This window comes from Pseudomonas sp. PA-1-3F, from assembly GCF_021609665.1.
In the GTDB taxonomy this organism is placed as follows: Bacteria; Pseudomonadota; Gammaproteobacteria; order Pseudomonadales; family Pseudomonadaceae; genus Aquipseudomonas; species Aquipseudomonas paracarnis.
This window is the reverse complement of the sequence record NZ_WJZD01000014.1, coordinates 87,782-100,024: the sequence shown is the minus strand read 5'-3', so window position 1 is coordinate 100,024 and position 12,243 is coordinate 87,782. Positions and strand designations below refer to the sequence as shown.

The 12,243-nt window shown below is 61.3% G+C and carries 11 protein-coding genes; 8 read left to right on the top strand and 3 right to left on the bottom strand.

The window, feature by feature from the left end; all coding sequences use genetic code 11:
* Positions 1-66: 66 nt before the first annotated feature.
* Together gudD and GIV26_RS12255 are read right to left on the bottom strand one after the other, a co-directional pair.
* Positions 67-1,392, bottom strand: coding sequence for a glucarate dehydratase (gene gudD / locus GIV26_RS12260; protein ID WP_236280741.1), 1,326 nt, complete (start codon positions 1,390-1,392; stop codon positions 67-69).
* A 19-nt stretch (positions 1,393-1,411) separates the two neighbouring features.
* Entirely contained in the window at positions 1,412-2,761 is a 1,350-nt protein-coding gene (locus tag GIV26_RS12255) for an MFS transporter (protein ID WP_236280740.1), read from the bottom strand.
* A gap of 336 nt (positions 2,762-3,097) precedes the next feature.
* Between GIV26_RS12255 and GIV26_RS12250 the strand changes: the two genes are divergently transcribed.
* From GIV26_RS12250 to GIV26_RS12220, 7 genes are all read left to right on the top strand, one after another.
* On the top strand, positions 3,098-3,811 hold the full coding sequence (locus tag GIV26_RS12250; RefSeq protein ID WP_032896089.1) for a FadR/GntR family transcriptional regulator: 714 nt from the start codon (positions 3,098-3,100) through the stop codon (positions 3,809-3,811).
* Positions 3,812-3,821: 10 nt separating this feature from the next.
* Entirely contained in the window at positions 3,822-4,517 is a 696-nt protein-coding gene (locus GIV26_RS12245) for a tRNA (adenine(22)-N(1))-methyltransferase (protein WP_236280738.1), read from the top strand.
* A 217-nt stretch (positions 4,518-4,734) separates the two neighbouring features.
* Complete coding sequence (locus GIV26_RS12240) at positions 4,735-5,361, top strand: glutathione S-transferase family protein (protein ID WP_034126187.1); 627 nt, start codon at positions 4,735-4,737, stop codon at positions 5,359-5,361.
* 203 nt (positions 5,362-5,564) lie between these two features.
* Positions 5,565-7,295 (top strand): OPT family oligopeptide transporter, encoded by a 1,731-nt coding sequence (locus tag GIV26_RS12235; protein ID WP_236280736.1) that lies wholly within the window; start codon positions 5,565-5,567, stop codon positions 7,293-7,295.
* A 110-nt stretch (positions 7,296-7,405) separates the two neighbouring features.
* Positions 7,406-8,146 carry a BPL-N domain-containing protein gene (locus GIV26_RS12230; protein ID WP_236280733.1) on the top strand — a complete coding sequence of 247 codons (741 nt, stop codon included), beginning with the start codon at positions 7,406-7,408 and terminating at the stop codon, positions 8,144-8,146.
* A 138-nt stretch (positions 8,147-8,284) separates the two neighbouring features.
* Positions 8,285-9,691 carry an amino acid permease gene (locus tag GIV26_RS12225; protein ID WP_236280730.1) on the top strand — a complete coding sequence of 469 codons (1,407 nt, stop codon included), beginning with the start codon at positions 8,285-8,287 and terminating at the stop codon, positions 9,689-9,691.
* A gap of 22 nt (positions 9,692-9,713) precedes the next feature.
* Positions 9,714-10,799, top strand: a complete 1,086-nt coding sequence (locus GIV26_RS12220) for a GlxA family transcriptional regulator (RefSeq protein ID WP_054896289.1) — start codon at positions 9,714-9,716, stop codon at positions 10,797-10,799.
* Positions 10,800-10,943: 144 nt separating this feature from the next.
* Here the strand turns inward: GIV26_RS12220 and GIV26_RS12215 are convergent, their stop codons facing one another.
* A complete protein-coding gene (locus tag GIV26_RS12215) occupies positions 10,944-11,324 on the bottom strand; it encodes a cupin domain-containing protein (RefSeq protein WP_072447965.1) in 381 nt (126 codons plus the stop codon).
* A 185-nt stretch (positions 11,325-11,509) separates the two neighbouring features.
* On the opposite strand from GIV26_RS12215, the gene GIV26_RS12210 reads away from it, so the two are divergent.
* Positions 11,510-12,226, top strand: a complete 717-nt coding sequence (locus GIV26_RS12210) for a class I SAM-dependent methyltransferase (protein ID WP_236280727.1) — start codon at positions 11,510-11,512, stop codon at positions 12,224-12,226.
* Positions 12,227-12,243: the final 17 nt, after the last annotated feature.

Genomic DNA, 12,243 nt, shown 5'->3' with positions numbered 1-12,243 from the left:
ATGCCTGTTTGGGCATCGGATTTTTTGCGTCACGCTCAAATTGCGCTGAGCATTCCTAAAGCCGATTTACCGCACCAGACAAGGCCGCTTGTTATCAAAGCCCCAACCCGGGATCAGAAACTGCATCGCCACACTGTCATCCCGGGCTCCAAGGCCCATGCCTTTGTACAGTTCATGAGCCTTGGTCACCGCGTCCATATCGATATCCACACCCAGGCCCGGCTTGGCCGGCACCTTCACATAGCCCCCTTCAATCTTCAACGGCTCCCGCGTCAGGCGCTGGCCGTCCTGCCAGATCCAGTGGGTGTCGATGGCGGTGATCTCGCCCGGTGCGGCCGCCGCCACCTGGGTGAACATTGCCAGGGAAATGTCAAAGTGGTTGTTGGAATGCGAGCCCCAGGTCAGGCCCCACTCGTTGCACATCTGCGCGACGCGCACCGAGCCCTGCATGGTCCAGAAGTGCGGGTCGGCGAGGGGAATGTCCACTGATTGCAGCTGGATGGCGTGGCCCATTTCACGCCAGTCCGTGGCGATCATGTTGGTGGCGGTTTTCAGGCCCGTGGCGCGGCGGAATTCGGCCATGACTTCGCGGCCAGAGTAGCCGTTTTCTGCGCCGCACGGGTCTTCGGCGTAGGCCAGCACATGATGCTGGTCGCGGCACAGGCGGATGGCTTCCTTCAGCGACCATGCGCCGTTGGGATCAAGGGTGATGCGCGCATCGGGAAACCTTTCGGCCAGCGCGGTGACGGCTTCGATTTCCGCGTCGCCACTCAATACGCCGCCCTTGAGCTTGAAATCGTTGAAACCATATTTGGCCTTGGCCGCTTCGGCCAGGCGCACTACCGCGTCGGCAGTCAGGGCTGTTTCATGACGCAGGCGGAACCACTCATCGTCGGCATCGGCCTCGTTGCGGTAGGCCAGGTCGGTGGCGTTGCGATCCCCCACATAGAACAGGTAGCCGAGCATCTTCACTGCGTCGCGTTGCTGGCCTTCGCCAAGCAAGGCGGCCACCGGCACTTCGAGAAACTGGCCCAGCAGGTCGAGCAGCGCGGCCTCCATGGCGGTGACGGCGTGGATGGTGATGCGCAGGTCGAAGGTCTGCAGGCCTCGGCCCGCGCTGTCTCGAGACGCAAAGGTACTGCGCATCTGGTTGAGAACGCGCTGGTACTGGCCAATCGGCTGGCCGATCACCAGGCTGCGGGCATCCTCCAGGGTTTGGCGAATGCGCTCGCCGCCGGGTACTTCGCCCACGCCAGTGTTGCCGCTGCTGTCCTTGAGGATGACGATATTGCGCGTGAAGTAGGGGCCGTGGGCGCCGCTGAGGTTCAGCAACATGCTGTCGTGGCCGGCGACGGGGATGACTTGGAAATGAGTAACGACAGGGGTATTCATGGCGCGTTCCTGGCTGAGTTCAAAGAGGTTTGCTGATGGCGGCGCCGCTGGGCACGGCCGGTACGGCAGAGGGGGAGGTCTTGGCAAAGAACACCAGGATGGCCGCGAGCACCGAGGTGCAGGCCAGGCCATACAGCCCGCCCTGAATCGAGCCGGTGGTTTGTTCCAGAAAGCCGAAGGTAGTCGGTGCCACAAAGCCGCCCAGATTGCCGATGGAGTTGATCAGCGCGATCACCGCGGCAGCGATGCGCACATCCAGATAGCCCTGGGGGATCGGCCAGAACAGCGACGACGCAGACTTGAACCCGATGGCCGCAAAACAGATCGCCACGAAAGCGAAGATCGGCCCGCCGGTGGTGGACATGAACATGCCGGCCGCCGCGATCAGCAGGGCCGCCGCGACCCAGGCCTGCTGGAACTTGAACTTGCCCGACAGCGACGCAAAGGCGTACATGGCAATGATCGAGATCAGCCAGGGGATCGAGTTGAAGAAACCGACCTGCACATCAGTCAGGTCACCCATCTTCTTGATGATGCTGGGCAGCCAGAAGGTGGCGGCGTAGATCGTCAATTGAATGCAAAAGTACAGGGCGCAAAACAGCAGGATCTGGCGGTCCTTGAGCAGCTTGCCGAGGGTGGGTTTCACCGTGGTCAGGGCTTCGCGATCACGTTGCTCCTGATCGATGGCACCCACCAGCGCATCCTGCTCTTCGCGGCTCAGCCACTTGGCGTCATGGGGCTTGGAGTCGAGCCAGAACCACACGAAGAAGCCCAGCGCCACCGAGGCCAGGCCCTCGATGCCGAACATCCATTGCCAGCCATGCAAACCAAAACCTTCGATCTGCAACAACGCACCCGACAATGGCCCGGAGATCAACGACGCCACCGCCGAGCCACTGAGGAAGATCGCGATGGCCTTGCCACGCTCCACACCGGGCAACCAGCGCGTGAAGTAATAGATCACGCCGGGGAAGAAACCGGCCTCCGCCACGCCCAGCAAGAAACGCAAGATGTAGAAGTGGGTTTCGTTCTGGATAAACGCCATCAGCGTGGCGACGATGCCCCAGGTGAACATGATGCGGGTCAGCCAGATGCGGGCGCCGACTTTTTGCAGCAGCATATTGGACGGCACTTCGAACAGCGCATAGCCAATGAAGAACAGCCCGGCACCGAAGCCGTAAGCCGCTGCGCCGATTCCCAGGTCATGCTCCATGTGCGTGCGCACGAAGCCGATATTGACCCGGTCGATGTAGTTGAGGATGAACATGACCACGAACAGTGGGAGCACATGGCCCTTCACTTTGCTCACGGCGCGGGCGAGCGCTGAATCACTTTCGGGTACGGCAGATGCTGGGCTTGAATGCTTCACGAATGAAAACTCCCCCTGATTATTTTTATGCGGGTTTGGTGTTTTGTTGACAGACATCATACAAGTTGTTTTTTAAAGGCCGCAATCCTGTCAGGGCTGTTTTTGTTCTTATAAGCCGGTATTGAGATTGGCTATTTTGGTTATTTGCCAGATTTTATTGGGATTTGTCTCGCTGCTGACGGCTCGGGGTGTGCGCTTCTCTCAAAGCGAAGACAGAGTCTGGTGATGTGGCAAGAGTATGTTGTCATACAAGTTTGGTGTTTTTCGCCACCACCCGTCGCCCCGTGCGCTCAGGGTGATAAGCTCCCCCCAGCCCAACCCCGTGGACCCGTCTCGATGCCGATTAAAAGCACACCGCCTGTGCGCAAACGTTCCGCCAACCTGGCCCAAGGTGTGGTCGAGGCACTGACCCAGCGCATCCAGTTGGGGCAACTCAAGCCGGGTGAAAAACTGCCGTCCGAATCCACCATCGTGCTTGAGCATGGGGTGAGCCGTACCGTGGTGCGTGAAGCCTTGTCCAAGCTGCAGGCGTCGGGGCTGGTGGAGACGCGTCACGGCATCGGCACCTTTGTGCTGGAGCAGCACACGCAGCCGGGCCTGCGCCTGCATGTGGACACGGTCGCCAGCGTGCGCAACATGCTCGAATTGCGCCTGGGCCTGGAAGTGCAAGCGGTGGCGTTGGCCGCGCTGCGCAGGAGCGAGGCACAACTGGCCCACATGCGCCAGGCACTGGACGACTACCAAGCCTCCCTGGCCAACAACGACAGCTGTGTGGAGGAGGACAAGCGCTTTCACCAACTGATCGCCGAAGCCACCGGCAATACGTTTTTCACCGACATCATGCAGCACCTGGGCACGGCGATGATTCCGCGCACCCAGGTGAATGCCGTCGAGCGCGGCGGCGCGGACTTTGCCCAACTGGGGCAGTTGGCGAACCTGGAACACGAGGCCATCTACAACGCTATCAAGCGCCAGGACCCGGACGCCGCACGGGCGGCCATGGTGCTGCACTTGACCAACAGCCGGGATCGATTTTCCGGGCACTCTTAAGGAATCACCGTTGAACGAACACACCTTGTCCCAGCGCCTGGAGCGCGTGGCCGCGCACATACCCGCGGGTGCCCGCCTGGCCGATATCGGCTCAGACCACGCCTACCTGCCGGTGGCGTTGATGCGCCGTGGCGCTATTGCGGCGGCCGTGGCGGGGGAAGTGGCCGCTACGCCGTTTCAGGCGGCCAACCGTACCGTGGCCGACAATGGCCTGACGCAGCACATCACCGTGCGCCTGGCCGATGGTTTGGCGGCGATTGAAGCGGGCGATGACATTACCGCTGTCAGCCTGTGCGGCATGGGTGGCGAGACGATCCGCGACATTCTCGACAGCGGCAAGGCGCACCTCAATGGCCGGGAACTCCTGATCCTGCAACCCAATGGCGGTGAGCAGCAGCTGCGTCAATGGTTGATGGAGAACGGCTACCAGATCCTCCATGAAGAGTTGCTGCGGGAAAACCGCTTCTACTACGAAATCATCGTCGCCGAACGCACCGAGGCGATGACCTATACCGCCGAGCAGCTGTACTTCGGTCCGTTGCAAATGCAGGCGCGTAGCCCGGAATTCCTGGCGAAGTGGCAACGTATATTGCGCGAGAAACGCAAGACATTGGCCAGCCTCGAACAGGCGCGGCAGGCGGTGCCCGAGCAGAAAGTGCAGGAGATCGTGCAGCAGGTGAAGTGGATCGTTCAATTGCTTGCCTGAGCGCCACCGGTCCAGTGTGGCAGATGTGGAGCCTTGGCCAGGCTTCGAGCGGTGTATCAGGCAACATCCATGTCGTGAATGCCGCAGCCTTCGAAGCCTCGCTAAAGCTCGACATCTCCCACATTTGATCGCGCAGGCCGGTGCTGCCTGGCCACATTCGCGGCACTTCACCGCTACGCTGTAGTCTTCTCTTAAATCCCCCCAAGGTGTCGCCTCGATGATCACTGTTCACCACCTCAACAACTCCCGCTCGCAACGTATCCTGTGGGCGCTTGAAGAACTGGGCCTGCCCTACGACATCAAGCGCTACCAGCGCGACGCCAAGACCAACCTGGCGCCGCCTGAACTCAAGGCCATTCACCCCCTGGGCAAATCCCCTGTGATCGAAGACGGCTCTCGTGTGCTGATCGAGTCCGCCGCGATCATCGACTACCTCATCCGCCGCCACGGCAACGGCCAACTGCAACCCGACCCGGCCACCGATGCCTACGACAGCTATGTGCAATGGCTGCATTTTGCTGAAGGCTCGGCGATGTTGCCGTTGATGCTCAACCTTTATGTGGGACGACTGGGTGAAGCAGGCGCACCGCTGCATCCGCGGATTGAATCGGAGCTGGCCAACTACCTGGGGTACCTGAATGACGTGCTGGGCCACACGCCGTACCTGGTGGGCGACGCACTCAGCGGCGCGGATATCCAGATGAGCTTTATCGGCGAAGTCGCCCAGGCCCAGGGCAAATTGCAGGCCTACCCGAACTTGGCCGCGTGGCTGCAAAAGCTCCAGGCGCGCCCGGCATACCGCAAGGCGGTGGAGCGGGGCGGGGAATACGCGTTCGCCAAATAGCGGGCCCACCGACACCGCCTCCTGTAGGAGCGAGCTTGCTCGCGAAAAACGTAAACGATAACGCGTGTTTTCTGGATGAACGCGGCGCCTTTGGGTTTTTCGCGAGCAAGCTCGCTCCTACAGAACCCGTTTCGGCAGGTGAACCTTCGAGTCTCCCAGCGCTCACTTAAAGGTGGCACTGGCTTTTCTCGAAAGGAATCTGCATGCACTCCACCTCGTCAATCGCGCCCGTAGAGCGCGAACTGAGCCTGCGGGCAGTCATCACCGGGATCGTGCTGGGCATCCTGCTGACCCCTTCCAATGTCTACGCAGGCTTGAAGATCGGCTGGTCGTTCAATATGTCGATCATCGCCTTGCTGATCGGTTATGGCATCTGGCAAGGCCTGGCCCGGCGTTCCGCTGAACACCTGCCGTGGACCCTGCACGAGAGCAATATCAACCAGACCGTGGCCTCTGCGGCGGCGTCGATCATTTCCGGCGGGCTGGTCGCGCCCATCCCGGCTTATACCTTGCTCACCGGCAACCAACTGGCAGCGCTGCCGATGATCGCGTGGGTATTTTCGGTGAGCTTCCTGGGGATCTGGATCGCGTGGTACCTGCGGCCTTCATTGCTCAATGACAAGGCGCTGAAGTTTCCCGAAGGCATGGCCACCCTGGAGACCCTGCTGCACATCTACAACCATGGTCGCGAAGCCGCCACGCGCTTGAAAGTGCTGCTCGGCGCAGCGTTGTTGTCCGGGTTGGTCAAGTGGGTGGATACCTTTATGTGGGCCTTCCCGCGCTGGTCGCCGAACGCCCAGTTGGAGCGCCTGACCTTCACCGCCGACCCCTCTCTGCTGTTGCTGGGGTTCGGCGGCATCATCGGCATTCGCGTGGGCCTGACCCTGCTGCTCGGCGCCTTGCTGGCATGGGGCGGGCTGGGGCCGTGGCTGTTGGCCAACGGCCTGGTGAGCCTGCCCGCCGACAGCAGCGGCCCACAGTTTGCCGCGCTGGTGGAATGGCTGCTGTGGCCTGGGGTGAGCCTGATGGTGTGTTCCACCCTGGCGTCCCTGGCGATTCGCCTGTGGGCGTTGCATCGCTCAACCCGAGCGGCTGGCGGCACGCCTTGGGCGGTTCCCAAGCCTGGGCCTGCCGTGGGGTTTGCCTTGGCGATTGCGTTGGTGGTGAGCCTGCAAGCGCTGTTGTTCGGTATCAACCTTGGGATGGCGCTGCTGACCATTCCCCTGGCGATCTGCCTGGCCGCCGTGGCGGCGCGGGTGGTGGGGGCGACCGGTATTCCGCCGATTGGCGCCATCGGGCAACTGTCTCAGCTGAGTTTTGGCATCGTTGCGCCGGGCCAGGTGCCGATCAACCTGATGAGCGCCAACACCGCCGGCGGTTCGGCAGGGCAGTGCACAGACCTGATGAATGACTTCAAGGTGGGCAAAGCGATTGGCGCGACGCCGCACAAACAGGTTATCGCCCAGATTCTCGGGATTTTTGTCGGCAGCATCGTCGGCGTATTCGCGTACCTGGCGTTGATCCCCGACCCGCAAACCATGCTGCTCACCGAACAATGGCCAGCCCCGGCCGTCGCCACCTGGAAAGCCGTGGCCCAAACCCTGACCCACGGGCTGGATTCGTTGTCACCCAGCATCCGCTGGGCCATTGCTGTTGCGAGCCTGTGCGGCGTACTGCTGGGCATACTCGATAGCACGCTGCCCACCCATCGCGCCCGCTATCTGCCAAGTGCGGCAGCCTTGGGACTGGCGTTTGTCTTGCCTGCGTCGGTGTCGCTGATGATGGCCCTTGGCGCGATCATGACCTGGGCCGTGAGCTGTCGCTGGCCAAGTGTGACGCAGCGCTTTGCGATCACGGCAGCGGCGGGGCTGATCGCCGGTGAGAGCATTACTGGCGTGGGCGCGTCGTTATGGCAGATGCTGGGAAGTGGATAAATGGCCCTCGTGGATTTACAACTCTTCACGAATTCAAAAGGCTCATCGTTATAGGCTTGGCGCTGCTACGTCTGGATCAAACCCATTCAACTGACCGTTGAGCCTAGCCCATGAAACTGCCTGCCATCGCTGCCACGTTTCTCGCCGTTGCTACGCTGCATCCTTTACCCGTACACGGCGCAGGCCCCGTCACCCATGTCGCCATCTACCGAGGCCCGGCAGGCTGCCCCGACTGCTCGGAAAACGTGAAAACCGCCCTGCAGCGCCTGGACCCCAATTACCAGATCGACTTCGTCGGTGCCGACGAACCCATCGACATCACCCCGCAAACCCTGGCGCGCTACGATCTATACGTGCAACCCGGCGGTGGCCAGGACATCCCGGCCGCCCTCGACAGCCTGGGCGATGCGCGTGCCGAAGCCATCCGCGATTACGTCGCCAAAGGCGGCCGCTACCTGGGCCTGTGCATGGGCGCCTACCTGGCCGACGACAACAACCTCGGCCTGATTCCCCAGGCGCTTGATACCGAAGCTGGCCGTCCCGGTTTTGAAGTGTCCGGTATTGAGGACGCCGCCGTGCGGGTGACGTGGGACGGGCAACCTGACTCTGTGTTCTATCAGGATGGCCCTTACTTCCCCAAAGCCAGCGCCGCGGCGCCCTACAAGGTCATCGCCACCTACCACAATGGTGACGTGGCGGCGGCGCGCTACACCTACGAACATGGCGTGGTGGTGCTGAGCGGGCCGCACCCGGAAGCCGGGCGGGAATGGTTTGAAAATGCCGATATCGAGCTGAGCAAGATGCCGCGTGGCGAGCTGTTCGGGTCGTTGATACGTAGCGCGCAAGAGTAGGGCGCGCCGCCCGTTACTTCAGGATGCCACTATTCCCCATGTCGATATCAGGCACGATGGTGGCGTAACCAGGCTACTTGTGCCTGGCCTCGGGCACTTAAGGTGAAGGTCATTGGCCGCCCGAGAACAACAAAAACAATGACTAGCCTCAACTGCAACGATTCCAACGGTCAGCTTGCGCAGGGCTTCAAGCCGCGCCATGTGACCATGTTGTCCATCGCCGGCATCATCGGCGCGGGGTTGTTTGTCGGCTCCGGACACGCGATCGCCGCCGCCGGGCCAGCGGTGTTGCTGGCTTATCTGTTTTCCGGCCTGTTGGTGGTGCTGGTCATGCGCATGCTGGGGGAAATGGCGGTGGCACGCCCGGACACTGGCTCGTTTTCCACCTACGCCGACCAGGCCATCGGCCCGTGGGCGGGGTTCACCATCGGCTGGTTGTATTGGTGGTTCTGGGTGCTGGTCATTCCCATCGAAGCCTTGGCCGCCGGGCATGTGCTCAATCAGTGGTTCCCTCAGGTTGATGCGTGGCTCTTTGCCTTGGTTTCAATCGTTCTGCTGGTGATCACCAATCTGTTCAGCGTGGCCAAATACGGCGAATTCGAATTCTGGTTCGCCATGGCCAAGGTGATTGCCATCGTCGGCTTTATCGGCCTGGGCTTCAGCGTCCTCATGGGCTGGATCCCGGATCGCGAAGCCAGCGGCTTGAGCCGCTTGATGGAGGAACACGGCGGGTTTGCTCCCAACGGCCTGTCGGCGGTGGTGGGCGCGTTCATTACCATCATGTTCAGCTTCATCGGCACTGAGGCGGTGACCATCGCCGCAGCCGAGTCGAGCAACCCGGCGCAGAACATCGCCAAGGCCACCCGTTCGGTGATCTGGCGCATTGGCGTGTTCTACCTGTTGTCGATCTCCGTCGTGATTTCCGTGGTGCCCTGGAACGATCCGCTGTTGGCCTCCGTGGGTTCCTATCAGCGCGCACTGGAAATTATGAACATCCCCAACGCCAAATTCATGGTCGATGTGGTGGTGTTGATCGCGGTAGCCAGTTGCATGAACTCCTCGATCTACATTTCTTCGCGCATGCTGTTTTCCCTGGGCAAACGCGGCGATGCGCCGCCGGCGCTTAAAATCACCTCGAAGGCGGGCGTGCCCAGGGCGGCGGTGATCGCCAGCACCATCATCGGTGCGGGCGTTACGTTGCTGAGCTACTTCATGCCGGCCGGTCTGTTCCAGTTCCTGCTCGCCAGCTCCGGGGCCATCGCGTTGTTGGTGTACCTGGTCATCGCTATCTCGCAACTGCGTATGCGTCGCTTGCTGCTTCGGCAGAACGTCGAACTGACCTTTCGCATGTGGCTATTTCCGTGGCTGACTTACCTGGTGATCGTATTCATCTGCCTGGCCCTGGGGGTGATGATGGTGACGCCGGAACATCGCACCGAAGTGTCCTCGACCATTGGCCTGGCGTTGGTGATTTCCTTCATCGGCCTGGTCACGGCGCGCCAGCACAACCGGGCACCCAAGCCGGTGGCGCTGGAACATTCCTGATCACGCCTGTGGGGTAGCGGTGATGGAAACCGAGGCACCTGTTTGCCAGACCATCGGCTTTTTGCTGCTGGACCAATTCACCCTGATATCGCTGTCGTGTGCGGTCGAGCCGCTGCGCATGGCCAACCAATTGGCGGGCGAAGAACTCTACCGTTGGCAAACCCTCAGCCTGGACGGCCAGCCGGTGTGGGCCAGCGATGGCGTGTCGGTGACCCCGGACGCGTGCGCGCAGGACCAGCGCGGCTTCGATGCGGTGATCGTGTGCGGCGGCGTGGGCATTCAACAGGCTATCAGCCCTGCGCTCATCGCCTGGTTGCGCAGCCAGGCGCGCCTGTACTGTAAACGTCTCGGCGCGGTGTGCACCGGCAGTTGGGCACTGGCCCAGGCGGGGTTGCTCGATGGCTTCCAGTGCAGCGTGCATTGGGAGCTGATGGCGTCGATGCAGGAGGCGTTTACCCGCGTCAAAGTCAGCTCCAGCGTATTCACGCTCGATGGCAACCGCTTTACCAGCTCTGGCGGCACTGCGCCGCTGGACATGATGCTGCACCTGATCGGCCGCGATCACGGGCACACGCTGTCGGCGGCGATTTCCCAGATGTTCGTGTACGAGCGCATTCGCAACGAGCGCGACCACCAACGCGTGCCGCTCAAACACCTGCTCGGCACGCAACAGCCCAAGCTGCAAGAAGTGGTCGCCCTGATGGAATCCAACCTGGAAGAACCCATCGACCTCGACGAACTGGCCGCCTACGTGCACGTGTCCCGACGCCAGTTGGAGCGCATGTTCCAGAAGCACCTGTACTGCACGCCATCGCGCTATTACCTCAAGCTGCGCCTGACCCGTGCGCGCCAGTTGCTGATGCAGACGCCCATTTCGATTGTCGAGCTGGCGGTGATTTGCGGCTTTGTGTCCACGCCGCATTTTTCCAAGTGCTACCGGGATTTCTTCGGCGTTGCGCCCAGCGATGAGCGCTCGGACATGCGCCTGCATCCGCCGCCTGCGTTACGGCCAGAGGGGCAATCCCGGGCCCCGCAACAGCCCAGGAATACACTGGAGCAGGCGCGCGACGAGCCGACGTTTGCTACGGTGCAGATTCAAAGGCGATAGGGCTTGGGGCTTGCCCGAATGCCAGTAGGAGCGAGCTCGCTCGCGAAAAATTCACAGGCGCCGCGCTCATTCAGGAAGCACGCGTTATCGTTGGCGTTTTTCGCGAGCAAGCTCGCTCCTACAGAAGGCAATAAGCCTCGGCGCTCAAATCCATTGGTCATTCAGCGCGGTACGCTCACCGCCTTCATGCCCGGTATTCAGAATGCCCCTAGGCTCGATCATCATCAGCCTGGCTTCACCTTCGGCCGCCGTCCTGTGCTCAATGCCACGCGGCACCACATACAACTCACCCGGCTTCACATACACCGGGCCATCCGGCAGGTCGATACGCAGCGTGCCTTCAAGCACCAGGAACGCTTCATCGGTTTCGGGGTGCGAATGCCAAATGAATTCACCCTCGATACGCACCACCTTGAACTGGTAGTCGTTCATTTCGGCAACCACTCTTGGGCTCCATTGTTGGTCGATGAGCGAGGCTTTTTGCGCGAGGTTTATCGGTTGGGCGGGTTGCTGTAGGTGAGTCATGCTGAGCCTTCCTGTCGGTGAGAAGGCCAGATTATCCGGGCCGACAGGTCATAGGCTTGTACGATCCTGCAACGCTTCCACTCCTACACCCCCGCATTCCCCACGGGAATGCAGCACATAAAATTAATGCATTTTTCTTACTGCCACGGTTAACGTAATTTCCTTCAAGGCCACGGAGAACCGCCTTGAACTCATCCAAACCCAACCCTGCTGAAAAATTCGATACCTCAAGAGCCAACGAGTACGCGCGACAAAGCCGTATCGCGTTGGCGGGCTATGACGCGTGCCAGGATCTGGCAGCCTGCATGCTCGCGGCGAGCCTTGGCGATGCCCCTTCGGCCAAGATACTGGTGGTCGGCGCCGGCGGTACGGCGCAGGAGATCATCGCCATGGCCAACCTTGAACCAGGCTGGCGCTTCATGGCGATTGATCCCTCGCAGCCGATGCTGGACGCGGCAAGGCAGCAGTTGGAAGCCAACCACTTGCTTGACAGAACCACCCTGCATCTCGGGACGCTTGAAGACCTGGCAGCAGACGCGTCATACGACGCCGCCACCTTGATCGGTGTGCTCCACCATCTGGAGGGGGATGACGCCAAGGGCCGGATGCTGCGATCGATTCGGGCGCACCTGAAACCCGGGGCACCGCTGATCGTCGCGGGCAATCATTACGCGTATGCCAGCCAGCCGTTGCTGCTGGCGGCATGGGGCCAACGCTGGCGTCAGCATGGCGCCACCCCGGACGAAGTGAAGGCCAAGCTCGGCAAAATCCTTCAAGGCGCTGACCCGCCCCATTCCGAGGCCGCGGTTCAGAAGCTGTTGCATGACGCTGGCTTCGGCGACGCGACGCGTTTCTTCAGCAGCCTTTTCTGGGGGGCTTGGTTGACGTGCAAGGTGGGGTAGCGAGGTCTCCCGTTGCT

What these genes read in the sequence shown, in the direction of transcription:
- gudD (WP_236280741.1), bottom strand. Translation starts at nt 1,392, where the DNA reads ATGAATACCCCTGTCGTTACTCATTTCCAAGTCATCCCCGTCGCCGGC.
- GIV26_RS12250 (WP_032896089.1), top strand. Translation starts at nt 3,098, where the DNA reads ATGCCGATTAAAAGCACACCGCCTGTGCGCAAACGTTCCGCCAACCTG.
- GIV26_RS12240 (WP_034126187.1), top strand. Translation starts at nt 4,735, where the DNA reads ATGATCACTGTTCACCACCTCAACAACTCCCGCTCGCAACGTATCCTG.
- GIV26_RS12235 (WP_236280736.1), top strand. Translation starts at nt 5,565, where the DNA reads ATGCACTCCACCTCGTCAATCGCGCCCGTAGAGCGCGAACTGAGCCTG.
- GIV26_RS12230 (WP_236280733.1), top strand. Translation starts at nt 7,406, where the DNA reads ATGAAACTGCCTGCCATCGCTGCCACGTTTCTCGCCGTTGCTACGCTG.
- GIV26_RS12225 (WP_236280730.1), top strand. Translation starts at nt 8,285, where the DNA reads ATGACTAGCCTCAACTGCAACGATTCCAACGGTCAGCTTGCGCAGGGC.
- GIV26_RS12220 (WP_054896289.1), top strand. Translation starts at nt 9,714, where the DNA reads ATGGAAACCGAGGCACCTGTTTGCCAGACCATCGGCTTTTTGCTGCTG.
- GIV26_RS12215 (WP_072447965.1), bottom strand. Translation starts at nt 11,324, where the DNA reads ATGACTCACCTACAGCAACCCGCCCAACCGATAAACCTCGCGCAAAAA.